Annotated in this window: 18 protein-coding genes and 2 pseudogenes; 11 read left to right on the forward strand and 9 right to left on the reverse strand. The window is 71.7% G+C overall.

What is annotated here, in order from left to right:
• Positions 1 to 72: 72 nt before the first annotated feature.
• A complete protein-coding gene (locus RKD20_RS34690; RefSeq protein ID WP_424881153.1) occupies positions 73 to 855 on the reverse strand; it encodes a hypothetical protein in 783 nt (260 codons plus the stop codon).
• Between the two features lie 504 nt (positions 856 to 1,359).
• Here RKD20_RS34690 and RKD20_RS34695 point away from each other — a divergent pair.
• The gene (locus RKD20_RS34695) at positions 1,360 to 2,004 is read left to right on the forward strand and encodes a transglycosylase family protein (RefSeq protein WP_424881154.1); all 645 of its coding nucleotides are present in this window, start codon (positions 1,360 to 1,362) and stop codon (positions 2,002 to 2,004) included.
• Positions 2,005 to 2,036: 32 nt separating this feature from the next.
• Here the strand turns inward: RKD20_RS34695 and RKD20_RS34700 are convergent, their stop codons facing one another.
• The 3 genes and pseudogenes from RKD20_RS34700 to RKD20_RS34710 all read right to left on the reverse strand — a co-directional run bounded on the left by RKD20_RS34700 (position 2,037) and on the right by RKD20_RS34710 (position 5,847).
• Positions 2,037 to 2,696: an ABC transporter ATP-binding protein gene (locus RKD20_RS34700; RefSeq protein WP_424881155.1), complete on the reverse strand. Its 660-nt coding sequence runs from the start codon at positions 2,694 to 2,696 to the stop codon at positions 2,037 to 2,039.
• Positions 2,693 to 5,368: pseudogene (locus tag RKD20_RS34705) on the reverse strand (ABC transporter permease subunit). Before RKD20_RS34705 ends, RKD20_RS34700 begins: the two are co-directional and overlap by 4 nt.
• Entirely contained in the window at positions 5,368 to 5,847 is a 480-nt protein-coding gene (locus tag RKD20_RS34710; protein WP_424881156.1) for a hypothetical protein, read from the reverse strand. The pseudogene RKD20_RS34705 and the gene RKD20_RS34710 overlap by 1 nt, the downstream one beginning before the upstream one ends.
• Positions 5,848 to 5,958: 111 nt before the next feature.
• Here RKD20_RS34710 and RKD20_RS34715 point away from each other — a divergent pair, with 111 nt between their 5' ends.
• The 3 genes from RKD20_RS34715 to RKD20_RS34725 all read left to right on the forward strand — a co-directional run bounded on the left by RKD20_RS34715 (position 5,959) and on the right by RKD20_RS34725 (position 8,219).
• Complete coding sequence (locus RKD20_RS34715; protein WP_424883389.1) at positions 5,959 to 6,519, forward strand: hypothetical protein; 561 nt, start codon at positions 5,959 to 5,961, stop codon at positions 6,517 to 6,519.
• Positions 6,488 to 7,780: an ABC transporter substrate-binding protein gene (locus RKD20_RS34720; RefSeq protein WP_424881157.1), complete on the forward strand. Its 1,293-nt coding sequence runs from the start codon at positions 6,488 to 6,490 to the stop codon at positions 7,778 to 7,780. Before RKD20_RS34715 ends, RKD20_RS34720 begins: the two co-directional genes overlap by 32 nt.
• Positions 7,781 to 7,961: 181 nt before the next feature.
• Positions 7,962 to 8,219: a hypothetical protein gene (locus RKD20_RS34725; RefSeq protein WP_424881158.1), complete on the forward strand. Its 258-nt coding sequence runs from the start codon at positions 7,962 to 7,964 to the stop codon at positions 8,217 to 8,219.
• Here the strand turns inward: RKD20_RS34725 and RKD20_RS34730 are convergent.
• Positions 8,208 to 9,362 carry an epoxide hydrolase family protein gene (locus tag RKD20_RS34730; RefSeq protein WP_424881159.1) on the reverse strand — a complete coding sequence of 385 codons (1,155 nt, stop codon included), beginning with the start codon at positions 9,360 to 9,362 and terminating at the stop codon, positions 8,208 to 8,210. The two genes, RKD20_RS34725 and RKD20_RS34730, sit on opposite strands and share 12 nt — an antisense overlap.
• Positions 9,363 to 9,424: 62 nt before the next feature.
• On the opposite strand from RKD20_RS34730, the gene RKD20_RS34735 reads away from it, so the two are divergent.
• Positions 9,425 to 10,477, forward strand: coding sequence for a helix-turn-helix transcriptional regulator (locus RKD20_RS34735; protein ID WP_424881160.1), 1,053 nt, complete (start codon positions 9,425 to 9,427; stop codon positions 10,475 to 10,477).
• A gap of 43 nt (positions 10,478 to 10,520) precedes the next feature.
• Here the strand turns inward: RKD20_RS34735 and ctaD are convergent.
• Positions 10,521 to 12,047 (reverse strand): annotated as a pseudogene (ctaD, locus tag RKD20_RS34740) (cytochrome c oxidase subunit I); the annotation flags it as partial.
• 366 nt (positions 12,048 to 12,413) lie between these two features.
• Here ctaD and RKD20_RS34745 point away from each other — a divergent pair.
• Complete coding sequence (locus RKD20_RS34745) at positions 12,414 to 12,629, forward strand: I78 family peptidase inhibitor (RefSeq protein ID WP_020117860.1); 216 nt, start codon at positions 12,414 to 12,416, stop codon at positions 12,627 to 12,629.
• 98 nt (positions 12,630 to 12,727) lie between these two features.
• Here the strand turns inward: RKD20_RS34745 and RKD20_RS34750 are convergent, their stop codons facing one another.
• Together RKD20_RS34750 and RKD20_RS34755 are read right to left on the reverse strand one after the other, a co-directional pair.
• Complete coding sequence (locus RKD20_RS34750; RefSeq protein ID WP_424881161.1) at positions 12,728 to 13,759, reverse strand: phosphatase PAP2 family protein; 1,032 nt, start codon at positions 13,757 to 13,759, stop codon at positions 12,728 to 12,730.
• A gap of 237 nt (positions 13,760 to 13,996) precedes the next feature.
• A complete protein-coding gene (locus tag RKD20_RS34755; protein ID WP_424881162.1) occupies positions 13,997 to 15,337 on the reverse strand; it encodes a mannosyltransferase family protein in 1,341 nt (446 codons plus the stop codon).
• A 271-nt stretch (positions 15,338 to 15,608) separates the two neighbouring features.
• On the opposite strand from RKD20_RS34755, the gene RKD20_RS34760 reads away from it, so the two are divergent.
• Together RKD20_RS34760 and RKD20_RS34765 are read left to right on the forward strand one after the other, a co-directional pair.
• Positions 15,609 to 17,210, forward strand: coding sequence for an MFS transporter (locus RKD20_RS34760; RefSeq protein ID WP_424881163.1), 1,602 nt, complete (start codon positions 15,609 to 15,611; stop codon positions 17,208 to 17,210).
• Positions 17,211 to 17,345: 135 nt separating this feature from the next.
• Entirely contained in the window at positions 17,346 to 18,518 is a 1,173-nt protein-coding gene (locus tag RKD20_RS34765) for an acyl-CoA dehydrogenase family protein (RefSeq protein WP_424881164.1), read from the forward strand.
• Positions 18,519 to 18,554: 36 nt separating this feature from the next.
• Here RKD20_RS34765 and RKD20_RS34770 read toward each other — a convergent pair whose 3' ends face one another.
• Complete coding sequence (locus RKD20_RS34770; RefSeq protein WP_020117855.1) at positions 18,555 to 18,995, reverse strand: cell division protein SepF; 441 nt, start codon at positions 18,993 to 18,995, stop codon at positions 18,555 to 18,557.
• A gap of 913 nt (positions 18,996 to 19,908) precedes the next feature.
• Between RKD20_RS34770 and RKD20_RS34775 the strand changes: the two genes are divergently transcribed.
• The 3 genes from RKD20_RS34775 (at position 19,909) to RKD20_RS34785 (ending at position 24,087) form a co-directional block, all read left to right on the forward strand.
• The gene (locus RKD20_RS34775) at positions 19,909 to 21,666 is read left to right on the forward strand and encodes an FAD/NAD(P)-binding protein (protein ID WP_424881165.1); all 1,758 of its coding nucleotides are present in this window, start codon (positions 19,909 to 19,911) and stop codon (positions 21,664 to 21,666) included.
• A 90-nt stretch (positions 21,667 to 21,756) separates the two neighbouring features.
• On the forward strand, positions 21,757 to 22,743 hold the full coding sequence (locus RKD20_RS34780) for an LLM class flavin-dependent oxidoreductase (RefSeq protein WP_424881166.1): 987 nt from the start codon (positions 21,757 to 21,759) through the stop codon (positions 22,741 to 22,743).
• A gap of 435 nt (positions 22,744 to 23,178) precedes the next feature.
• A complete protein-coding gene (locus RKD20_RS34785; protein ID WP_391188079.1) occupies positions 23,179 to 24,087 on the forward strand; it encodes a S1 family peptidase in 909 nt (302 codons plus the stop codon).
• The last annotated feature ends 13 nt before the right edge of the window (positions 24,088 to 24,100 follow it).

Below are 24,100 nucleotides of genomic sequence, written 5' to 3' on the forward strand. Positions count from 1 at the left end.
TCCAAACGACACCGGGGACCGCGGGGATGCGGTCCGGCGTGATCCTTCAGTCGGCCTTCACGTCCGCGCGCTTCACGTCCCCGCGAGAGGCATCGCGGCCGCGACCAACTTCCCGTTCGCCGCCGCCTTGTCCAGCGCGTCCCGCAGCAGGTCCTCGCGGGGCTGCCGTCCGATGGATCCCACCGGCGCGGCGAACATCAGCACCTGCTGGTGCTTGTTTGCGGCCGCCCGCCAGCTTTCCGTGACCTGGAGCGGCTGGTGCGCCTGCCACCAGGCCACCGGCTGCCCGCCGTTCGCCGACGGCTGGAGCACCGCGTGCAGCTGCCCCACCGCCAGCAGCACCGACCATCCGTGCAGCACGGGCGGCACCGACTCGATCGCCGTCAGCGGCATGAAGCCCTGCTCGATCAGCAGCGGCAGGAAGTCGTCGCCGCGTCCCGTCGCGCCCGGCCGCGCGATCGGCCCGGTCGGCTCCACGACCAGCGCCGGGTGCAGTTCCCCGGCGATCAGGACGAGTCCGCTGGTCACCCCGAGCACCGCCTGCTCGGGTACGACCTTGTCCGGGTCCAGGTCGACGGTGTCGCCGGTGATGGACTTCACCGCTCCCCGGAGCTGCTCCTCGGTGACCTGGACGACCTGGGAGGGCAGGCAGGTGGCGTGGGCGAAGGCCAGCACGGCGGTCTCCTCGCCGATGAACAGGACGGTGCTGGTGCGCTCCTGTTCGGAGTCGCCCTGGGTGCGGCAGGACGTGCAGTCGTAGCCGCCGGGGGCGTTCTCTCCGGCGAGCAGCCGGTCGGCTTCTTCGTCGCCGATCTCAGCGCGTACCTCGTCGCTGACGTCGAGCATGCGCGGCACGGGTGGCTCCCTCGGATGTGGTGCCCGGGTGGGTCCCGGGCTCATGAAGAAGACAACGGGTGATCTGTGGCGGGAGTCACGCCCCAGGGCGAACGGAATCGAACCGACCACCGCGCAGGGTCACCGGGGGTACGGAATCGGGCACTCAGTGTCAAGTGCATGGATATCAAAGGAAGTTGGTCGCGTGAAGTGGGTCACAGGTCACCGGGGGGGCTGGTCGACAAATCAGGAAATCAACGAATGAAGTGGGTGACCGGAAATCGACGATACCTGCGGTAACGGCTAACTGGCCTGGAGCGACGAGGAGTTGGTTGCTGACGCCTCCACAGGCTCTCTACATTCCTCCGCCGTGTGCAGCGAGCACCGCTCGGGAACGTCCGCCGACGCACGAAGCCAGCACCACGCACCACCTTCCGGCGGACGGGGCGGAGCGCGACCACCCGGCCCCTGCGCCGGGAGCGCGCGCCGCCTTGGGGGACCCCGAGTCCTTCGAGAGGGAACTACATGTCCGAATGTGCCGATACCACGCGCGACAACGCTCGTAAGACCCGAACCACCGTGGCCCTCGCCGGGGCCGCCCTGCTCGCGCCCCTCGGACTGCTGGCCGCGGCCGGCAACTCGGTGGCGGCGGACGGCGGGGTGTGGGACCGCATCGCCCAGTGCGAGAGCGGCGGGAACTGGCACATCAACACCGGGAACGGCTACTACGGAGGACTCCAGTTCTCCGCCGGCACCTGGCGCGCGTACGGCGGCACGGCCTACGCGGCCACCGCCGACCAGGCCACCAAGTCCCAGCAGATCGCGGTCGCCACCAAGGTCCAGGGTGCCCAGGGCTGGGGCGCCTGGCCGACCTGCTCGGCACGCGCCGGAGCGTACGGCAGCGCGCCCGCGGCACCCTCCGGCTCGGCGGGCACCTCGTCCAGGACCACCAAGGCCGCTCCTGCCGAGCCGGCCAGGACCCCGACCCGTTCGGAGAACCACGCCGACCGCAGCGCCTCCCGCGGCGACTACACCGTCCGCCCCGGCGACACGCTGAGCAAGGTCGCCGCCCGGCACGGGACCACCTGGCAGAAGCTCTACGCCGTCAACAAGGCCGTCATCGGCGCCGATCCCGACATGATCGTGCCCGGGCAGCGCCTCGACATCTGAGAACTCCCCGTGGACGGAGGCGTACGGGGCGGTCAGGCTCGCCCCGTACGCAGCTCCGCCGCCTCCCCGCTGAACACGACCGCGCCGCGCCGCAGTTCGTACACGATCGTCGTCCGGTCGTGCAGCGCGGGCGGGAGCCGTTGCTCGGCCACGACCACGCACGCGTCCAGCCCGGCGAGGAGTTCGTACGTGCGGGCCGCGACGGTGGGGGACATGCCCTGCGCGGGTTCGTCGACGAGAACCACACGCGCGCGTGCCAGAAGCGCGCGGGAGAGGGCGAGCATGCGCTGCTCGCCGCCGGACAGGGTGCCGGCGCGGCGGGGCAGCAGGGGGGCCAGCTGCGGGTAGGCGTCCAGCGCCGGATCGGGGGCGGGGGCGGCGAGTTCGAGGTTCTCGCGGACGGTGAGGGACCCGAACACCGCCCGGCGCTCGGGGACCAGACACAGACCGCGCCGGGCCCGCTCGTACGCCGGTACGCGGGTCACGTCGGTGCCGTCCCACACCACGCAGCCGTCGGTGAGCGGCACTGTTCCGGCCAGGGCACGCAACGCCGTCGTACGGCCGGAGCCGTTGCGGCCCAGCAGGACGGTCAGGCCGGGGCCCGGGGCGGTGAGGGTGATGCCGTGCAGGGCCTCCAACGGGCCGTAGCGCACGCACGCGTGGCACAGGGAGACGGCGGTCTTCGGTGTCATACGTCGGTCTCCCGGGCGTCGAGCGTGTCCAGCACGTGGGCCGGGGGGCCGGAGGTGATGATGCGGCCCCCCGTCATGACGTGCACGACGTCCGCGAGGTCGGCGACCAGGTCGAGGTCGTGCTCGACCACGAGGAGGGCGGTGCCGTCCGCCGCGAGGGCCCTGAGAACGCGGGCCAGGGCGGCCACCTCGGCGGTGTCCAGACCGGCGGCGGGTTCGTCGAGGAGCAGGACACTGGGAGAGCCGGCGAGTGCTCTGGCGAGTTCCACCCGGCGGAGGGTGCCGGTGGGGAGGTCGGCGGCGGGGGCGTGTCGGAGGGGGCCGTTCAGATCGAACAGTCTCAGTGCGCGGTCTGTCGCTGTCGGGTCCGGGATGTGGCCCTGTTCCGCGCCCACCTGGACGTTCTCGGTCACCGTCAGCGTCGGGAAGACGGCGAGTCGCTGGAAGGTGCGGGCGATGCCGAGGCGGGTGCGGGCGAGTGGGGGGACAGGCGGGTGATGTCTCGGTTGCCGTAGCGGACTTGGCCCTGGGAGGGGCGGATGGTTCCCGCGAGGCAGTGGAAGAGGGTGGACTTCCCTGCTCCGTTGGGGCCGATGATCGCGGTGATTCTGCCGGGTGGGACGGTGAGGTCGACTCCGGCGAGGGCGGTGAAGCCGTCGTAGCGGGCGTGGAGGTCATGGGTGGTGAGGACTGCCGGCCCTTCGGCCGGGGTCGTGTTCCCACCCGCACCACCGGTGCGGGGTTCGTGGCCGGGTGCGGGTGCGGGTGCGGGTGCGGGTGCGGGCGTGGGCGTGTACGTGGACGTGGGTGCACGGAGGGACGTGTGCAGGCGTTGTCTCAGCTCGGCTCCCAGCGGGGTCAGGACGGCCGGTCCGCTCGGCCTCAGTCGCCCCGCCACCGCCCGCACCGCCTCGTACGGCCCCCCGGGAAAGCGGCCCACCAGCACCGCCAGCACCCCGATCAGCGCCGCCGCCACCCCCGCCCCGGGCCCCCGCGTCCAGGCCGACCAGCAGAGCCGCCGCTCCGAGAGCACCCAGCGTGCTGTCGGCGCCCAGGACGACCACCGCGGCGAACCAGAGCAGGCCGCGGACGGGGTCGTAGGCGGTGGGGTCGAAGGCGCGCAGGCCCATGCCGAGCATTCCGCCGCCCAGGGCGGCCAACGCGGCGCCCGCGACGAAGGCGAGGAGCTTCAGGGCGGGGACCCGGACGCCCGCCGCCGAGGCTCCGGACTCGTGGTCGCGCAGGGCGGCCAGGGCCCGGCCCGTGTGGCCTCTGCGCAGCGCGTGGGTCGCCAGCAGGGCGAGGGCCAGCAGGGCCAGCTCCAGGACGTAGTACGCGCGGTCGCCGTCGAAGCCCTCGGGGCGGCCCAGGGACAGGCCGGACGTGGCGTACGGCTGGGCGAAGACGAAGCGGCTCACGCCGACGCCGACCGCGAAGGTCGCGAGGGCCAGCGCCAGGCCCCGGCGGGTGATCGCCGGCCAGCCGGTCAGGAGGCCCAGGGGAGCCACCAGGACCACCGCCAGCGCCAGCGCGGCCAGCTCCGGCAGGCGGGGCAGGCCCGGGAAGCGGCCCGCCGCCAGCAGGGCCGTGAACAGGGCGCCCAGGCCCGCGTAGGCCGCTTGGCCGAGGGAGATCTGGCCGCCCCTTCCCGTCACGACCACCAGGGAGAGCAGTACGACGCCCAGTGCCGGGACCTGGACCGACGTGTGCAGGTCCGAGCCCGCGAAGCCCAGCGGGAGCAGGAACAGCACCACCGCGACGATCCACGCCCCCTGAGGGGTCGGCACGCGCGCGGTGGCCGTGCGCGGGAGCGCGTCCCGGGCGCCGACGCGGGGGAGTGCCAAGGACGCGATCAGCAGGGCTACGACGAACAGGTTCGCCCCCACCGCCTGGAGCAGCGGTTCGCCCCAGCCCGAGGGGTGCAGTCTCGTCAGCTGGCTCTGTCCGACCCCGATGGCCAGCGCCACCAGCACCGCCACCGGCAGGCTGCGCATCCGCGCGGCCACCGCGACCGCCACCACCTCCATGACGAGCAGGGGCAGTCCGTACGGGTCCAGGCGGACGTAAGGGGCCAGCAGGACGCCCGTCAGGCCCGCCGTGAACGATCCGAACGCCCAGCCGGCCGCCGCCACCCGGTCGGCGTCGATCCCGCCGAGCACGGCCAGCCCGCGGTCGTCCACGACGGCCCGCAGCTCCCGTCCGAAGCGCGTCCAGCGGATCACCGCGCCCACCCCCGCGGCCAGGACCAGGGCGACCGCCAGCTGTCCCCACGGGTCCGCCGACACCAGCTCCGGGGCGTCGTCGCGGGCGCCCTGGCCCCACAGCAGCGCGGCCCCGCCCACCAGCAGCACGAAGACGCCGATGGAGGCCACCAGGGTCTGGGCCGGGTCGCCGCCCAGGACGGACAGGGGCCGGAAGACGAAACGCTCCAGCAGCACGCCCAGGGCCGGTGCCAGGACCAGCAGGGTCACCGCGGCCCCGGCCCACAGCGGCCAGCCCCACTCGACCACGCACTGCCGCAGCACGTACGCGCACACCATGGCGATCGCCCCGTGCGCGAAGTTCAGCACCCCGGTCGCGCGGTACGTCACGATCAGGCCGATTCCGGTGAGCGCGGCCGCACTGCCGACCGACAACCCGGCGAGGGTCAGGTCGTAGGTCAGCGACGACATCAGTCGGTTTCCTCGACGGGCTCGCAGATCGGGCAGGGGCCCAGCTCACCGCTCGCCAGGAGCTTGGCGTCCACCGGGATCGACTCCACCTTCCCGGCGACGAGCGGGCAGTCCGCGCGGTGCCAGAGGGTGCCGCCGGGCACCATCAGCAGGTCCCCGCTGACCGCCAGGGGCGCGTCGCCGGCCGCCGTGCCGGACTCCTCGGCCCCGGTGGGCTCCGCGGCGACCAGGAGGCCGTACAGCTCCTCCACGCGCGCGGCGGCGAGCGCGCCCCGGCCGTGGGTGAGGAGCACCGCCCCGGCGACGATCAGCGCGGCGCCGGGCACCGTGCAGGAGGCGAGGTAGGGCAGCTGCCGCTCGGCGTAGAGCTCGCCCGACACGCCGTACCAGCCGAGGACGCACAGCACCGCGCCCGCGGCGAGCGCGGCCCAGCCGGCCCACAGGACGGGGTGCACGGTCCGCAGTCGGGCTGTCCGCATCTGTGGCTCCCACATGTCGCATGCCTGTCCATGTAAGCCAATCGCTTGCACTATGCCTTCTTGAAGCTGACCCTGAAAGCACCGGGCGCACGTGGCCCGGACCGACACCCGGTGGTGAGCCAGATGGTTCTCGGGAGCGACCGCACGTGGGGGAACGGCAGCCGGGGGCTGATGGCGGTGGGGTTCGCCCTCGTCGTGGCCCTCACGGCGTGCAGCGACGACAGCGGGGGCGGCAGCGAGAGCCCGCCGCCGACGCCTTCCGTGGAGCGGACCACGCCTTCGGCGTCACCGTCACCGAGCGGACCCGCCGACGCGGCCGCCGCCCGGCGGGAGATCAGGACGAACTGGGAGAAGTTCTTCGACCCGAAGACCTCCACCAAGGACAAGCAGGCCGTCCTGGAGAACGGCGACGAGATGGGGCCGGTGCTCCGGGCCTTCAGCGGTGACCAGCGCGGCGGACAGGTGCAGGCGAAGGTCACCAAGGTCGGGTTCACCGAGCCGACCGCGGCCGACGTGACGTACACCCTGATGCTGAACGGTGCCACCGCCCTGCCGGACGCCTCGGGTACGGCCGTCGAACAGGACGGCACGTGGAAGGTGTCGGTCAACACCCTGTGCGCGCTCGTGCAGTTGAGCGGCAATGCCACGGCCTCGGCTCTTCCGGGCTGCTGAGGCCGCCCTCGCGGTCCTGCTGCTCGCGTCGGGCACGGCGTGCGGCAGCCGGCTGCCGGAGAGCGACTTCGAGCACCGGGAGCGGGCGAGCCCCGCCCAGGACAGCACCCCGATCCGCGTCGGCATCGTCACCAGCGCCACCAGCCCGGTCGGCGGCAGCGCCTTCACCGGCCCGCGCGACGGCGCCAAGGCGTACTTCGAGCGCCTCAACGCGCGCGGGGGGCTCGACGGCCGCCGGATCGAGGTGCGCGAGTGCGACGACGGGGGCAGCGGGGTCGGCAACAACACCTGTGTGCACCGGCTGGTCGACGAGGACAAGGTGGTCGCCCTGGTCGCCACCACCGTTCTCGACTACGCGGGCGCCGCCCGCGTCTCCCACGCGCGCGTGCCCGACATCGGCGGCCAGCCCATCGGCGCCGCCTACGACACCTGGCCGCACCTCTACGGCATCTACGGCAGCCTCGCGCCCCGGGACGGCTCGACCGGCTGGGACGGGCAGCAGTACGGCGGCACCGAGGTCTACCGCTACTTCAAGCGCGAGCACGGAGCCCGTACGGCGGCTGTCGTGTCGTACAACCAGGCCGCCTCCGCCGCCTACGCCCGGCTCGTCGAGCAGGGGCTGAAGGCCGAGGGCTACAAGGTCGTCACCGAGCAGGTCGACTTCGCGCTGCCCAACTTCCGTGCCGTGGCGGCCGACCTGAAGGAACAGGGTGCCGACCTGGTCTTCGACGCCGTCGACAGCCATGGCAACGCCCAGCTGTGCGAGGCGATGGACAAGGCCGGCGTCGAGGTCACCGCCAAGGTCACCAACGTGCAGAACTGGACCTCCACCGTCCAGGACGACTACAAGGACGCCCCGCGCTGCCGCAACGCCCTGTGGGCCACCGGGTCCAGCCGGAACTACGAGGACGTCGGCAACGCGGCCGTGCGCGAGTTCAGGGACGCCACCAAGGGCCTCAAGACGCATTCCCAGTGGCAGGTGGAGGGCTGGGCGGCCGCGAAGTGGTTCACGGACGCCGCGAAGTCGTGTGCCCCACAAGGCGTCACGCGCGCGTGCGTCGACGCCCGCATGAACCACAGCCAGGACTACACCGCGGACGGCCTGCTCGTCCCCGTCCGGTTCGAGCGGCCGGCCGAGCCGCCGAAGTCCCGCAGAACCTGTCTCTCGGTGGCCCGCTGGCAGGACGGCCGGGGCTGGGTCTCCCAGGGCGACATGGATCACACGTGCTTCGACGTTCCGCAACTGCCGTATCGGCAGTGAGCTACCGGACGCACGCGACCGATGGGGGTGCCCGACGACGTTCCGGTCCGGGCACACGAACCACGGGAGGACCTCTGGGTCGCCCTGCCCGAGGACCGCTGGGACGCGTACGACCGCCTGGCCGACGACGAGCCGCCGCGCCTCGCGCCCGGTGCCACCGGCCTGCGCGCGCTCGCCGCCCGTGTCCCGAGCGGCTCCCGACCGTGCGTGCCTCCCGTGCGGCACCGGGTTCGTCCCCGACGCCCCACGCCGAGGCGGCGAGAGCGGGCCGCGGGTGCGGATCGCGCGGCTGCTCGACGACGTCGCCGACAAGAAGCCCGTCCTCACCTATCCACGCGCGCGGGTGGACACGGCGTACGGCCCGGTGGAGGCCGGGCCGTACTACACGCGGGACAACGACCTGTCGGTGTCCGTCACCGCGTGCCCCTCACCGCAGTGAGCCGAAGAACTCCCTGACGTCACCGGCCAGCAGCTCGGGCACCTCCAGAGCGGCGAAGTGGCCGCCGCGGTCGAACTCCGTCCAGCGGACGAGGGTGTTGGCCTGCTCGGCCCAGCGGCGGATCGCCACGTCCTCGCCGAAGTTGGCCACCGCGGTCGGCACTCCCGAGGACTGCGTCGGGAACCAGTCCGGCACATGGCTGTTCTCGTAGTACATGCGGGCCGCGGACCCGGCGGTGCCGGTCAGCCAGTACAGCATCACGTTCGCCAGGAGCGTGTCCCGGTCGATCGCGTCCTCGGGCAGCGCGGCCGAGGAGTGCGTCCACGCCTGGAACTTCTCCATGATCCAGGCCAGCTGGCCGACCGGCGAGTCGGTGAGCCCGTAGGACAGGGTCTGCGGGCGGGTCGACTGGAGGGCGTTGTATCCGAAGCCGTCCGTGGTGAACTCGGCGATGCTCGCAAGACTCTTCCGCTCCCGGTCGGTCAGCCCCTCCCGTGCCTCCTCGTCGACCGGGCCGAGCGGGATGAAGCCGACCGAGGCGGCGTTCACATGGACGCCGACGACGGACTCCGGCGCGATCCGGGCGAGCGCGGGGGAGATCAGCGCGCCCATGTCGCCGCCCTGGGCGCCGTACCGGTCGTAGCCGAGCCTGTTCATCAGCTCCACCCACGCACGGGCCACCCGGTTGACGTTCCAGCCCTTGCCGCGCGTCGGCCCGGAGAAGCCGAAGCCCGGGATGGACGGGATCACCAGATGGAAGTCCTCGCTCAGCGAGCCGATCACGCCGAGGAACTCGATCACCGACCCCGGCCAGCCGTGCGTCAGGATCAGCGGGAGCGCGTCCGGCCGGGCGGAGCGGACGTGCAGGAAGTGCACCTGGGCGCCGTCGATCTCGGTGACGAACTGCGGGAGCTCGTTGAGGGCTGCCTCGTGCTTGCGCCAGTCGTAGGCGCTCCGCCAGTACGCGGCGAGATCGCGCAGATACGGCAGGGCGGCGCCGTACTCCCAGCCGGCCTCCGGGAGCTCGTCCGGCCAGCGGGTGAGGTCCAGGCGGGTGTGCAGGTCGTCGAGCTGCGCCTGCGGGATGTCGATCCGGAAGGGGCGGATCTCACGGTTCTTCGCGGTCGCGCTGTTGTCTGCCATGAGTCCAAGGTAGGAAGGCTTGCGGACAGCTTCTGTCCGCAATGACTGGCAGACTCGGCATCATGTTGGAGACCTCGGCACGACTTCTGCGCCTGCTCTCGCTTCTCCAGGCCCACCGCGAATGGTCCGGCGCCGACCTCGCCGACCGCCTCGGCGTCACCGCGCGCACCGTGCGCCGGGACGTGGACCGGCTGCGCGAGCTGGGCTACCCCGTCAACGCCAGCCCCGGCACCGGCGGCGGCTACCAGCTGGGCGCGGGCGCCGAGCTGCCCCCGCTGCTCCTGGACGACGACGAGGCCGTCGCGGTCGCCGTCGGCCTGCGCACGGCCGCGGGACAGGGCATCGAGGGCATCGGCGAGACCTCGGTACGGGCCCTGTCCAAGCTGGAGCAGGTCCTGCCGAGCCGGCTGCGCCGCCGCGTGGGCGCCCTCAACGCCTTCACCGTGCCGATGCTGCGCGGCCCGCAACCGGATGCCGTCGACCCCGGGGTCCTCACCGAGCTCGCCGACCTCTGCCGGGACGCCGAGCGGCTGCGCTTCGAGTACAGCGACCACGGCGGCGCCGCCAGCCGCCGTACCGTCGAACCGCACCGCCTGGTGTGCAGCGAGCGGCGCTGGTACCTGGTCGCCTGGGACCTGGACCGGGACGACTGGCGGACCTTCCGTGTCGACCGGATCACCCCGAAGCCGCCGCACGGCCCCCGGTTCGCGCCGCGCACCCCGCCCGCCGAGGACCTCGCCGCCTACGTCTCGCGGGGGGTCTCCACGCGCGCGTACGCCTCGCACGCGGTCGTACGGCTGCTGGTGCCCAAGGAACGGGCCGCCGAGCGGATCTCACCGACTGCCGGGGTCCTGGAGGCGGAGGGACCCGACAGCTGCATCCTGCGCACCGGGGCGTCGAGCCTCGACGTGATGGTGATCCACGTGATGATGACGGGCTTCGACTTCGAGGTGCTGGAGCCGGCCGAGCTGACCGAGGCGATCAGGACGGCTCACGACCGCCTCGCTCGCTCGCTTGCTCGCTCTTCGGCTCGGGCTGCGGAGCCAGCGCCGCGTACTCCGGATGGTGCAGGTCGAACGCCGGGGACTCGGAGCGGATCCGCGGCAGGGTCGTGAAGTTGTGGCGGGGTGGCGGGCAGGAGGTGGCCCACTCCAGGGAGCGGCCGTAGCCCCAGGGGTCGTCGGTCTCCACCGGTACGCCGTACTTGGCGGTCTTCCAGACGTTGTAGAGGAACGGCAGCGTCGAGGCGCCGAGCAGGAACGCGCCGATCGTCGAGATGGTGTTCAGGGCCGTGAAGCCGTCGGCCGCGAGGTAGTCGGCGTACCGGCGGGGCATGCCCTCGGCCCCCAGCCAGTGCTGCACCAGGAACGTGGTGTGGAAGCCGACGAACAGCGTCCAGAACTGGATCTTGCCGAGCCGCTCGTCGAGCATCTTCCCGGTGAACTTCGGCCACCAGAAGTACAGGCCGCCGAAGATCGCGAAGACGACCGTCCCGAACACGACGTAGTGGAAGTGCGCCACGACGAAGTAGCTGTCCGACACGTGGAAGTCCAGCGGCGGCGACGCCAGGATCACCCCGGTCAGACCGCCGAACAGGAAGGTCACCAGGAAGCCCGCCGCCCACAGCATCGGCGTCTCGAAGGACAGGGAGCCCTTGATCATCGTGCCGATCCAGTTGAAGAACTTCACGCCGGTGGGGACGGCGATCAGGAACGTCATGAAGGAGAAGAACGGCAGCAGCACCGCGCCGGTGACGAACATGTGGTGCGCCCACACCACGATCGACAGACCGGTGATCGCCATGGTCGCCGCGACCAGTGTCAGATAGCCGAAGAGCGGCTTGCGGCTGAAGACCGGGAGGATCTCCGTGATGATGCCGAAGAACGGCAGCGCGATGATGTAGACCTCGGGATGCCCGAAGAACCAGAACAGGTGCTGCCACAGCAGCGCCCCGCCGTTGCCCGCCTCGAAGACCTGGGAGCCGAAGCGCCGGTCGGCCTCCAGGACCAGCAGCGCGGCCGCCAGCACCGGGAACGCCATCAGGATCAGGATCGACGTGAACAGCGTGTTCCAGGTGAAGATCGGCATCCGGAACATGGTCATGCCGGGGGCGCGCATCCCGATGATCGTGGTGATGAAGTTGACCGCGCCGAGGATCGTGCCGAAGCCGGCCAGCGCGAGGCCCATGATCCACAGGTCGGGGCCGACGCCGGGGGAGTGCTCGGCGTTGTTCAGCGGCGCGTAGGCGAACCAGCCGAAGGCGGCCGGGCCGGTCGGCACGAGCAGCGATCCCATCACGATCAGGCCGCCGAACAGGAAGAACCAGTACGACAGCATGTTCAGCCGGGGGAACGCCACGTCCGGGGCGCCGATCTGGAGCGGCATCAGCTCGTTGGCGAAGCCCGCGAAGCTCGGGGTCGCGAAGAGCAGCAGCATGATCGTGCCGTGCATCGTGAACAGCTGGTTGTACTGCTGGTTGTCCAGGATCTGGAGCCCAGGCCGGGCGAGTTCCGCGCGCATCAGCAGCGCCATGACCCCGCCGACCAGGAAGAACAGGAACGACGTGATCAGATAGAGGTGACCGATCTTCTTGTGGTCGGTGGTGGTCAGCCAGTCCACGACCAGCCGCCCGTGCAGCTTGGTCCGCACGGGTCGTGCCGTCGCCTGCACGGTCTGCGTCCCCATCGCTCGCCCCTTCGCTCGGCTCACGCCATGATGCTCGCGCGGGCGTGCGCGGCGACAGGGGGCGTAAGGGGGTTCTGTGTCGGAACCGTGTATTTCCTATGCGGTGTCAGCCGGCGTGACCCTGTCCGGAATCGGTGGACAAAGGGGCCCGGGCCAGTTCTCTGACAAGCCTTCTCACGGGGCATTCGGAGAAGTCGTACGACACGCGGGAATTGCGTTCGAATACCTGCGGAAGGGCTAGGGAAACGCCCATCCGTGTGACGCAGCGCGAGGGAAACGGGTGAGGCGATCCTGTGACAGAAGCGTGACAGGGGGCGTGCGGGATCCGGACTTCCGCGGCCGCCGGGCAGGGCCTAGCGTGGCCGTATGGCACCCATTCCGACACCGCCCGCCGAACCCCAGGACAGCCCGGACACCTACCTCGGCCTCGACTCCGCCGCCGCCGAGCGGCTCGCGCGTGAGCGGGGCTGGTCGACGGTCCGCTCGCTGCCGCCTGGGGCGATCATCACGATGGAGTACCGCACGGGCCGGCTGAACTTCGAGGTGAAGGACGGCCGCGTGGCGCGGGCCTGGAAGGGCTGAACCGCATGACGCGGGCCCCGGTTCCTGTCGAGGAACCGGGGCCCGAATCATGTCCGGGGCGGTGGTGCGTACCGGCCCCGCTGCCTTCGAGGTGCGGATCAGCCGCCGGACACCGGCCGGGTGCTCGGGGAGGGCGTACCGCGCACGATCCGGTCGGGGTGCGGCGGGCGGCGGCTGCCGGCCGGGGTGACCGGGGTGCGCTCCGAGCGGGTGGTGTGCGGGCCCGGCGCCATGTGGGCGGGCGACCTGGGGCCACGCGCCGGGACGGCGGCCTCGCGGGCCGCCGTCTCGTTCTGCGGGGCCGTGAGCGGCTTGAGGCGCGCGGGCGCGGGCGCCGTGACGGGGGTGACCGGGGCCGGGGCCTTCGCGCCGCCGCGGGACCGCCGGCGGTCCCGCAGCTCGAAGGCGTAGGCCTCGGTACGGGCGATCAGCGGCTCGAACCAGGGCAGCGCGAGCAGGATCAGCAGACCCGCGATCCAGCCCAGCACGACATCGCTCAGCCAGTGCGTACCGAGGTAGACGGTGGCCATGCCGACGCCCAGCGAGGTCACCGCGGAGATCGCGGACAGCCAGCGGCGCGCTCGCGGGGTGGAGGCGAGATACGCCAGGATTCCCCAGGTCACCACGGCGTTGGCGGTGTGGCCGCTGGGAAATATATCGCCGCCCAGGCCCATCTCGTTGGAGCCGATGACGGTCGCGTAGTGCGGTCCGAGTCGGCCCATGCCGTACTTGGCGGCGCCGACCGTGATGTTCAGCAGCAGCAGCGAGGTGCCCAGCGTCAGCAGCGGGCGCACGGTGTGCTGCCGCCAGGAGCGCCAGCCCAGCCAGGCCGCGACCATCACCGCGGTCGGGCCGCGCTGGCCCAGCACCACGTAGTAGTCGACGAACCAGTGGATGGACGCCCACTGCTGGTACGGCCGGAAGAACATGACCTGCCAGTCGAGGCGGACCAGCCACGAGGTGGTCACCACCAGCCACACGATCGCCAGGTAGAAAGCCAGGGCGGCGACCACGAGGACGGTCCGGTGGCGGCTCGCCCGCGGCACGCTGAGGTGGGCCGGCCGCTCCGGCTCACGGTCCAGCCTGGCGAACACCCGGTCCAGACGGGTGGGGTTTCGTTCGGTACGCACCCAATCGACGTTACAGCGAGTGAGCTCTGATCCCCGTCGAATCAGCGGCTTTGTGATGACGATGTGATGTGGGATTCCTCTCAGGCGGGGGGTTTATTTCCAGTGATTCCGCAAAGGGGGCGGCTGCGTCCTTCAATTCCTTTGATCATTCCGGGTTCCGGTTTTATGGCCCTTATGAATTCGTTCACCGAATCATGGGGTGGAATTCTCCGGGCGCTCATCGGCGGCCCGGGTCGATCATGGTGGACCGGAACCGTTCAGCCAGAAGGCGCCGTACAGGGCGGAGGCGGTGGCGATCAGCGCCACGATCACGGCTGACCTGCGGGTCCCTGTGCGGGCGAGGGCCAGGGCGAGGGGGAGCAACAGGGGGAAAGCGGGCATCAGCAGGCGCGGTTTCGAGCCGAAGTAGCTCGACGCGCACAGGGCGAGCGCGGTGACGACGCCGGCGTACACCAGGAGGGGGAGCGGCTGGCCCTGCCGTGCGCAGACGACGTACAGCCACACCACCAGCCCGACGCCGACGATCAGCCCGGCCCCGGCCAGGGCCGACGGGAACGACGTGAACTTGTCGGCGACGAATCGGGCGAAGGCGTACCCGCCGTCGAAGCCGTTGCGCCAGCCCGCCTGCACGTCGAGGTAACCGAACGGGCCCTTGCCGGTGCGGTGACCGACCCACAGGACGTAGGCGGCGGCGCCGAGGGGGGCGAGGACCATGCCGAGAGCGAGGCGGACGGGTCGGGTGCCGGAGGTGTGCGGGGGACCGGCGTCGGTCCCGGGGCCACGCCTCAGGTCGGGCGCGGGGGCGTGTCCGGTGGCCTGCGCGCCGCGCTCCCCGGCCGTGCCTCGGTTCCGCACGAAAGAGCCGGCGTGAGGGGCGCTCGGGGCGCGCACGGCCGAGGCGGTTCCCTCCTCCCCGTCCGTGGCGGACCCGGACGGGGCGCGGTCCCGTCGGTCCCGCAGGAACGCGGCGATGCCCGCCACCCACACCGCCGCGACCACCGCCAGGCCCACCGGGCGGGTCAGGCCTGCCAGGGAGGCCAGCAGGCCCGCCGTCACCCAGCGGCCGGTCAGCACCGCGTACAGCGACCAGGCCGCCAGCGCCGTGAACAGCGACTCGCTGTACGCCATCGACTGGACGATTCCGACGGGCAGGACGGCCCACAGAAGCACCGCGCAGACACCCGCCCGGCGGCCGTACACCTGGTCCGTCACCGCGAAGACGCCCCAGGCCGCGGCCAGGGAGGCGAGCAGGGCCACCACGAAGCCCGCGTCCGCGTAGGACAGCGGGGCCGTCGCGTGCAGCAGCCGCTCCAGCCAGGGCAGGAGCGGGAAGAACGCCAGGTTCGAGTGCACGTCGCCGTTCGGCAGCCGCACCTCGTAGCCGTAACCGAGTTCGGCGACCCTCGTGTACCAGAGCGCGTCCCATCGGGCGGTCAGCAGGGTGTACGCGCTCTTGTCGCGCGCGGCGCTCCACAGGGCCAGCGTGAGCAGGCCCAGGGCGCGGACGGCCGCATAGCCGAGCAGCGCCGGGGCGGCTCGGCGCAGGGCCGGTTCGGTGCGCGTTCCAAGATCGGTCACGGGTCCGATTATCGACCGCTCGCCGTACCGGTCCGTCCGACGGGTCACGGCGACCGGCGGCGACAGGCAGTCAAAGTGGTGTACGCCACACGCGTCCGTCCGAAGTCTGAGATCTCCGCCACTGGGGGTACGCGCGAACTCGCGTACGCTGACGTGTCACCCGCCGTTCGCTGCGCGGGCCGGAGACCACCGCTCCTCTCCGGCCGAGATCATGGGGAGTCCCCACCCCGTGTGCCCGCCGAACGCCAGGGAACATCTGGGAGGTACGTACATGTCCGGGACGACCACGGCCGCCGCCATGCTGCGCCGTCGGACGGCCGGGGCCGGTGCAAACCGCTGGGTCGTCCTCGTCGTCCTGTGCGTGAGCCTGCTCCTGGTCGCCCTCGACGCGACGGTGCTGCACGTGGCGGTGCCCGCCGTCACCGAGGACCTCAAGCCCGGCGCGATAGAACTGCTCTGGATCGTCGACGTCTATCCGCTCGTCTGCGCCTCGTTGCTGATCCTCTTCGGCACGCTCGGCGACCGCGTGGGCCGCAGGAGGGTCCTTCTCCTCGGGTACGGCCTCTTCGGCGTCGCCTCCGGGGTCGCCGCCGTCGCGGACACCGCCCAGGTGCTGATCCTCGCGCGGGCGCTGCTCGGCGTCGGCGGCGCGATGATCATGCCCGCGACGCTCTCGATTCTGCGCCAGGTCTTCCCCGACCGGCGTGAGCGGGCGCTCGCGATCGGCATCTGGAGCGCCGTCGCCGCGGTCGGCGCCGCGGTCGGACCACTGCTCGGAGGCTTCCTCATCGAGCACTTCTGGTGGGGCTCGGTCTTCCTCATCAACATCCCGTTGATGCTGGTCAGCCTGCCGGTGGGCCGCCTGCTGCTGCCCGAGTCGAAGGGCAGCGGCGAGGGCCCATGGGACGTCGTCGGCGCCCTGACGGCCGCCGCCGGGCTGTTCGCCCTGGTGCTCGGCGTGAAGCGGCTCGGCGGCGGCGAGCTCGACGCTTTCACCGCGATCCCGCTGGTCCTGGGCGCGGCGCTGCTCGTCCTCTTCGTACGGCGGCAGCGGCGGCGCACTCATCCCCTGGTGGACCTGCGGATGTTCGCGCGTCCCGCGTTCAGCACCTCGGTCGGCTGCATCGTCCTGGCCATGCTCGCGCTGGTGGGGCTCGAACTGATCGCGGCGCAGTATCTCCAGCTGGTTCTCGGCCTGTCCCCGCTGGAGACCGGTCTGCGGCTGCTGCCGCTGACCATCGCCGCGATGGCGGCGGGACTGGCCGGGGCACGCCTGCTGCGGCGCTTCGGGCCGCGCCTGATGGTGAGCGCCGGGTTCTGCCTGACGGCCCTCGCCGTGCTGCTGCTCACCGCCATGGGCGACGCGGACAACACGGGCCTGCTGGTGTCCGGGTTCGTGCTGCTCGGGTTCGGCCTGGAGACGACCCTCTTCGGGGCGTACGAGTCGATGCTCAGCGAGGCACCGCCGGAGCAGGCGGGCGGGGCCGCGGCGATCGGCGAGACCTCGTACCAGCTCGGGGCGGGCATCGGGATCGCGCTGCTCGGCAGCGTGATGAACGCGGCGTACACGCCCGGCCTCTCCGGTGTGCCCGGCGTCCCCGAAACGGCGTCCAGGTCGGCGGGACACTCCCTGGGCGAGGCCTACGAGGTGGCCGGACGGCTCGGCGGACCCGCGGGCGTGGCCCTGCGCCGGGCCGCACAGGACTCCTTCGTGCACGGGCTGCACGTGACCTTGCTGGTGAGTGCGGGGTTGTTGCTGCTGGGCGCGGTCATGGCGCTGCGGCTGCCGCGCACGATGCAGTGCGGCGAGGCCCCGGCGGCGGTCGGGCTTCCGGCGCCCAGGGAAGTCGCGGAGTCACGCGTCTCCGCCTGACCGGCGTCTGGATGTGCGGCGGAGCGCGCTGTAACGTCGGCGACGGAAGCCTAAATTAGCGGTGCTAGTTTCCAGTCGCCCGCTGTTTCCAGCCGCCCGCCCGCCCGCTGGAGCCCTTCTGCCGGAGGATGTGCCATGCCCCCGTTCGACCCCGCCGACCCCCTCGGCATCGACGACCTGCTGGAGCCGGAGGACCTGGCGATCCGCGCGACCGTGCGGACCTGGGCCGCCGACCGCGTCCTGCCCCATGTCGCCGACTGGTACGAGAAGGGCGAGCTGCCGGGGATCAGGGAACTCGCCCGGGAGCTCGGGGAGATCGGCGCCCTCGGGATGTCGCTCAGCGGATACGGGTGCGCCGGGGCCTCCGCCGTGCAGTACGGGCTCGCCTGTCTGGAGCTGGAGGCCGCCGACTCCGGGATCCGGTCCCTCGTCTCCGTGCAGGGCTCGCTCGCCATGTACGCGATCCACCGCTTCGGCAGCGAGGAGCAGAAGCAGACCTGGCTGCCGCGCATGGCCGCAGGTGAGGTGATCGGCTGCTTCGGGCTCACCGAACCCGATCACGGCTCCGACCCCGGAGCGATGCGGACGTACGCCAAGAAGGACGGCACGGACTGGGTCCTCAACGGGCGCAAGATGTGGATCACCAACGGCTCGGTCGCCGGGGTCGCCGTCGTGTGGGCGCAGACCGACGACGGGATCCGCGGGTTCGTGGTGCCGACCGGCACCCCGGGTTTCTCGGCGCCGGAGATCAAGCACAAGTGGTCGCTGCGGGCCAGCGTGACCAGTGAGCTCGTCCTGGACGACGTACGGCTGCCCGCCGACGCGGTGCTGCCGGAGGTCGTCGGGCTCAAGGGGCCGCTCAGCTGTCTCTCGCACGCCCGGTACGGGATCGTGTGGGGTGCGATGGGGGCGGCGCGGTCGTGTTTCGAGACCGCTGTCGACTACGCGAAGACGCGCGAGCAGTTCGGGCGGCCCATCGGGGGCTTCCAGCTCACCCAGGCCAAACTCGCCGACATGGCGGTCGAACTGCACAAGGGGATTCTGCTCGCCCACCATCTGGGGCGGCGCATGGACGCCGGCCGCCTGCGTCCCGAGCAGGTCAGCTTCGGCAAGCTCAACAACGTCCGCGAGGCCATCGAGATCTGCCGCACGTCACGGACGATCCTCGGTGCCAACGGGATCTCCCTCGAATACCCCGTCATGCGGCACGCGACGAACCTCGAGTCGGTGCTGACGTACGAGGGCACCGTCGAGATGCATCAGTTGGTGCTGGGCAAGGCACTCACCGGGTTGGACGCCTTCCGGTGAACCCTGCCTGGGGCAGGGCCGGCGAGCGGCCCTGCCTCAGCTCTGGTTGAAGAAGCCGTCCGTGCGGTGCTGCGCGGGATCGCCGTTCACGATCTCGGTGTTGGCGGGGGTCAGCAGGAACACCCGGGTGGACACGCGCTCGATGGAACCGCGCAGCCCGAAGATCAGTCCGGCCGCGAAGTCGACGACGCGCTTGGCGTCACCGGCCTCCATCGCGGTCAGGTTCATGATGACGGGGACGCCCTCCCGGAACAGTTCGCCGATGGCGCGGGCGTCTCTGAAGCTGTCGGGGGTCACCGTGCCGATCCGGCGGCCCTTCTCCTCGGCGACGTCCGAGGCCACCTTGACCCGCGGGTCGGTGACCCAGGCATCCCCGGGCTCGGTCCCTTCGGAGTATCCGTCGTCGTCGTAGTAACGCTCGTCATCGTTGTCGTCAACGAGGCCCAGCCAGGCACTCGCCTTGCGCACCGATCCCATGGACGCCTCCTCTCACAGCGGTCTGTCTTGCTCTTGTATCCCTATGGTCATCCATGATGCGGATCGCGCGCCAAGTGAATAGCCGCCGCGCGGGGGGTTTGTGACGGTACTGGTGCACAGCGAATACGTCGAGAGCCCAGGTACCCCAAGGGTTGTGTCCCATACGGCTGCTGACTGTGAGTGAAATATGATTTCACGGCGTACGGGTGAGGGCTGGCGCGTACGGGTGAACGGCACCGTCGGGACGAATCCGCTGCTCAACGCCGTTCCGGCCACGGGGATTCACCGTGCGCGGATTCGCCGGGCCCGCCGCCGTCGGCTTGCGGGTATCGGTTCTGACGGCGCTTCAGGCCGCTGGAGATTCTTTTTCGGCCGCAGAGGCGGGTCGTTATCGCCAAGTCCGTCGAGAAGGGGACTCCGCGGTGATCAGGGTGAAGCGGTCTGCTGGATGCGAGGAACACCGGGTGAGGGGAGGGCCCGTGTGAAGGCGGAGGAGGAGAACGCGAAAGGCGCCCCGCCGGAAGCAGGGCGAGCAGTGGGTCGGCTCAACAGGAAGAGGACCACACGCGACCGAAGTCGATGTGGGAGCGCTTGACCAGCCACTGCTGTGGGTGCATGAGGCAAGTGGAACAGGCATTCGGTGGGGCGTCAACCAGCCTGAGACGTACGGCTCACAGTGTGGACAACCTTGACAGTGCGGGGAAACGGCCCCGTACTCTCGGCGGATACGGCCCTGCTGAGGGGCTCGGCCGTATCTCTTGTGTCCGTGTGAAGGCACCCGTCCGAGTTCGACCGACTCGATGTCACGGAGCCTTCGCATGTCCTCCGACACCCTTGCCCAAGCCCCCGCCGCACTCCGGCCGACCGGTCCGCCGACGGACAGACATGACGCCCACGGTTCGGGGCGCACCCGATGAGGCGTTCGCTGGTGATCGTCGGAGCCGGGCCGCGGGGGACCGGTCTGATCGAGCGGATCGCCGCCAACGCCCCCGAGCTCCACGACGGTTCGGGCCTCGACCTGCACCTGGTGGATCCACACGAGCCCGGCGCCGGACGCATCTGGCGCGCGGCGCAGTCACCGCTGCTGTGGATGAACTCGCACGCCGAGGACGTCACCATGTTCACCGACGAGACGGTGGACATGGCCGGACCCGTGCGCCCCGGCCCCACCCTGCACGAGTGGGCCGGCATCGACGGCCGCACCTTCGCCGACCGGCAGCTCCAGGGCGCGTACCTGCGCTGGGTGCACGAGCAGGCGGTGGCCGCGCTGCCGCCGTCCGTGTCCGTCCACCACCACCCGCGACGTGCCCTGCGGGTGAGCGGACCGCGCGAGGGACGCCAGCAGGTCTGGCTGGAGGGCCGACCGCGCCCGCTCCTCGCCGACCTGGTCGTCCTCGCCCTCGGCCACCTCGACGCCGAACTCGACGAGGAGCAGCGGGACCTGGCGGCGTACGCCCGCACCCACGACCTCGTCCACCTGCCCCCCGACTTCACCGCCGACAGCGACCTGTCCGCGCTCGCGCCCGGCGAACCGGTCCTGGTCCGCGGGTTCGGGCTCGCCTTCGTCGACCTGATGGCGCTGCTGACCGAGGGCCGGGGCGGACGGTACGACGGGGACGCCTATGTCCCGTCCGGGCGCGAGCCGGTCCTCCACGTCGGATCGCGGCGCGGGGTGCCGTACCACTCGAAGATCGGCTACGACTGGACCGGCGAGCGGCCGCCGCTGCCCCGCTTCCTGGGGCCGGCCCGGATCGACGGGCTGCTCGCCCGGCCGGGGGGCGTCGACTTCCGGCGGGACGTGTGGCCGCTGGTGGAGAAGGAGCTCGGATTCGCCCACTACCACCGGCTGTTCACCGTGCACCCGGAGCGGACCGCGATGTCCTGGACCGACTTCGAGGAGAAGTACGCGGCCGTCGACGTGGCCCTCGAACGGGAGACCCTGGTCGCCTCCGCCGTGCCCGATCCCCGTGACCGGCTCGACCTCGCCGCGCTCGACCGGCCGCTGGAGGGGAAGCGGTACGCGACGCACGAGGAGTTCCAGGAGGGGCTGCGGGAGTATGTCGAGGCCGATCTGAGCCGGCGGCACGATCCCCGGTACAGCCCCGACCTGGCCGTGTTCCTCGGACTCCTTTCCGTCTACGGGCAGCTGGTGCGGCTCGGGGACATCGGTGGCTGGTGGCACGGGTTCTTCAGTTATCTGGCCTCCGGGCCGCCCGGCCCCCGGCTGCGGCAGCTGCTCGCGCTGTCCCGGGCCGGGGTGCTCAGGTTCGTCGGGGCGGACATGGAGGTCCGCGGCGAGGACGGGGTGTTCCGGGCGTCGAGCCCCACCGTCCCGGGCCACACGGTCGAGGCGCGGGCCCTGGTCGAGGCCCGGCTGCCCGAGCCGACCGTCCGGCGGGCCCTCGATCCGCTGCTGCGCGCGCTGCACGACGAGGGGGCCGCCGAGAGTCCGGACGGGCTGCTGCGGGTGGACCGTGCCGACGGCCGGCTCCTGGACCGGTCCGGGCACCCGCACCCCCGGCGCTTCGCCCTCGGGCCGCACACCGACGGCCGCACACCCGGCGCCTTCACCCGGCCGCGCACCGGCGGGCCCGCGTTCCGGCAGAACGACGCGACCGCGCGGGCCGCACTGCGGTTCCTGGGCGAGCTCGCCGGTCGTGCGGTCGCCTGAGCCGCCGGTGCGAGACGGCCGCCGGTCCGCGCGGTCGTGGTTGTTCCCCGCCGCGGCGGGCCGGATTCTCCCCCGAAAGGATTCCCCCACATGGCTTCCTCGCACGGCCGGGGGCTCGTGCACCTCGCCGCCGCCCTCGACCAGCCGTCGGCGTACGACGCGCTTCCCTACGTCGAGGCGGCGCGGCTCGCCGAGCGCGGCGGGCTCGACTTCGTGACCCTGGACGACACCCTCGCCCGGCCCGGCCTCGACGCGCTCGCGGTGCTGTCCCGGGTCGCGTCCGCCACCGGCCGGATCGGCCTGGTGCCCACCGTCACGACCACCCCCTCCGACTTCTTCCACGTCCAGGCCGCCGTCGCGACCCTCGACCGGGTCAGCCGGGGCCGGGCCGGCTGGCGTATCGACAGCTCGGCCACCGGGGCCGAGGCCCGCCTCTCCGGCCGCCGAGGCGCGGCACCGGCCGATCCACTGCGCCGGGAGAGGGGTGAAGTCGCCGACGTGGCCGCGAAACTGTGGGACGGACGGGAGGACGACACCGAGACACGGGACATGGCGACCGACGGTCCGCGGCCCCCGCGCGGTCACCCGGTCCGCGTGGTCGACGCCACCGACGAAACCGCCCGCAGAACCGCCGCCCGGTACGCCGACGTGGCCCTCGTCCGCGCCGCGAGCGCCGCGCAGGCCGCCGCCGAACGCGATCAACTCCACGCCATGGCAGTCGAGTTCGGGCGCCGCCCCGACGAACTGCGGGTCCTCGCCGGTCTCCTCGTCGACCTCGGCGACGGCGAGCACGCGGCCGCGCCGGGGCACGGCGGGGGCGGGCCCCGCCAGACCGCGCAGGGGCCGTTGTACCGGGGCGGCCCCGTCGACCTCGCGGCACTGATCGCCACCTGGCACGGCGAGGGCGTCGTCGACGGCTTCCACCTCACCCCCGCCGAACCGCTGCGGGACCTGGAACGGCTCGTCAACGGCACGGTGGCGCTGCTCCAGCACCGCGGACTGTTCCGCACCTTCTACCCGGGCAGCACGCTCCGGGAGCACCTGGATCTCGCCGTCCCCGCCCACCGGAGCGGGTAGTTCGGCGGGGGCTGTTTTCGGCGATGCGGTGAGGGGGAACGGCAGCCGCCGGTTCCGGGTTCCGTACCCGTCCGTGCCGGACACCGGCGGCCGTACGACGGTCTGTGTCGAGGAAGCGCCACTGGCGCCCTGTCACTTCGCCGACCACCGCATCTGCCGCTTTCTACCGCTGGGGAAGGCCCTCGACGGCGCCCTCGCGGCGGGGGAGCGGGACGGGTTTCGAGGCGTGGCCGTTCCCTGTGAAGCACAAAGGTCTTTCAAAGATTGACGGCCGAAAGGCGCCCTTGCGCCGACCGTCCGTTCGGCCGAATACTCCCCCTCAGCGCTTGTCAGGAGCACGGCGTGTTCGAAAACCGGACGCCCGTGTGTCGCTGACTGCGCCTCACGGGCCCCGACCCCACGCGGGCCCCCGACTTCCCTTGGAGGGAACGAAACGTGAGGATCAAGCGCACCAACCCCCGCAGTGGCATTACGAGACGGACCCGGCTGATCGCCGGAACCACCGGCCTCGTGGCCGCGGCCGCGATCGCGGTCCCCAGCGCGAACGCGACCGCTGCGACCCCGTTCAGCACCGCCGAACTCAAGAGCGCCAGCAGTTCGGTCCTCAAGGCCGACATCCCGGGCACCGCCTGGGCCGTCGACAGCAAGACCAACCGTGTGGTCGTCACCGTGGACAGCACGGTCTCGCAGGCCGAGATCGCCAAGATCAAGGAGCAGGCGGGCAGCAACGCCGACGCGCTCACGATCAAGCACACCCCGGGCAAGTTCAACAAGCTGATCTCCGGCGGCGACGCCATCTATGCGAGTAGCTGGCGCTGCTCCCTCGGCTTCAACGTCCGCAGCGGGAGCACCTACTACTTCCTGACCGCCGGTCACTGCACCGACGGTGCGGGCACCTGGTGGTCCAACTCCGGGCACACCACCACCCTCGGTTCGACGGCCGGCTCCAGCTTCCCGACGAACGACTACGGCCTCGTCAAGTACTCGTCGAGCTACCCGACCTCGTCGATCTCCGGCACCGTCGGCAGCGTCGACATCACCAGCGCCGCCACCCCGTCCGTGAACACCACGGTCTACCGTCGCGGTTCCACCACCGGCATCCACAGCGGCCGGGTCACCGCGCTGAACGCGACCGTCAACTACGGCGGCGGTGACGTCGTCTACGGCATGATCCAGACCACGGTCTGCGCCGAGCCCGGCGACTCCGGCGGCCCGCTCTACTCCAACAGCGGTATCGCCTACGGTCTGACCTCCGGCGGCAGCGGCAACTGCTCCTCCGGCGGCACGACCTTCTTCCAGCCGGTCACCGAGGCCCTGAGCGCCTACGGCGTCAGCGTCTTCTAGGCCCGGCAGCGGC

The sequence above is a fragment of the Streptomyces sp. SLBN-8D4 genome (assembly GCF_049739545.1).
Lineage (GTDB): Bacteria > Actinomycetota > Actinomycetes > Streptomycetales > Streptomycetaceae > Streptomyces > Streptomyces canus_C.

Excerpts from the sequence above, each read along its gene's own strand:
- RKD20_RS34695 (WP_424881154.1), top strand. The coding sequence starts at position 1,360 with ATGTCCGAATGTGCCGATACCACGCGCGACAACGCTCGTAAGACCCGA.
- RKD20_RS34700 (WP_424881155.1), bottom strand. The coding sequence starts at position 2,696 with ATGACACCGAAGACCGCCGTCTCCCTGTGCCACGCGTGCGTGCGCTAC.
- RKD20_RS34710 (WP_424881156.1), bottom strand. The coding sequence starts at position 5,847 with ATGCGGACAGCCCGACTGCGGACCGTGCACCCCGTCCTGTGGGCCGGC.
- RKD20_RS34720 (WP_424881157.1), top strand. The coding sequence starts at position 6,488 with ATGCCACGGCCTCGGCTCTTCCGGGCTGCTGAGGCCGCCCTCGCGGTC.
- RKD20_RS34730 (WP_424881159.1), bottom strand. The coding sequence starts at position 9,362 with ATGGCAGACAACAGCGCGACCGCGAAGAACCGTGAGATCCGCCCCTTC.
- RKD20_RS34735 (WP_424881160.1), top strand. The coding sequence starts at position 9,425 with ATGTTGGAGACCTCGGCACGACTTCTGCGCCTGCTCTCGCTTCTCCAG.
- RKD20_RS34745 (WP_020117860.1), top strand. The coding sequence starts at position 12,414 with ATGGCACCCATTCCGACACCGCCCGCCGAACCCCAGGACAGCCCGGAC.
- RKD20_RS34760 (WP_424881163.1), top strand. The coding sequence starts at position 15,609 with ATGTCCGGGACGACCACGGCCGCCGCCATGCTGCGCCGTCGGACGGCC.
- RKD20_RS34765 (WP_424881164.1), top strand. The coding sequence starts at position 17,346 with ATGCCCCCGTTCGACCCCGCCGACCCCCTCGGCATCGACGACCTGCTG.
- RKD20_RS34770 (WP_020117855.1), bottom strand. The coding sequence starts at position 18,995 with ATGGGATCGGTGCGCAAGGCGAGTGCCTGGCTGGGCCTCGTTGACGAC.
- RKD20_RS34775 (WP_424881165.1), top strand. The coding sequence starts at position 19,909 with ATGAGGCGTTCGCTGGTGATCGTCGGAGCCGGGCCGCGGGGGACCGGT.
- RKD20_RS34780 (WP_424881166.1), top strand. The coding sequence starts at position 21,757 with ATGGCTTCCTCGCACGGCCGGGGGCTCGTGCACCTCGCCGCCGCCCTC.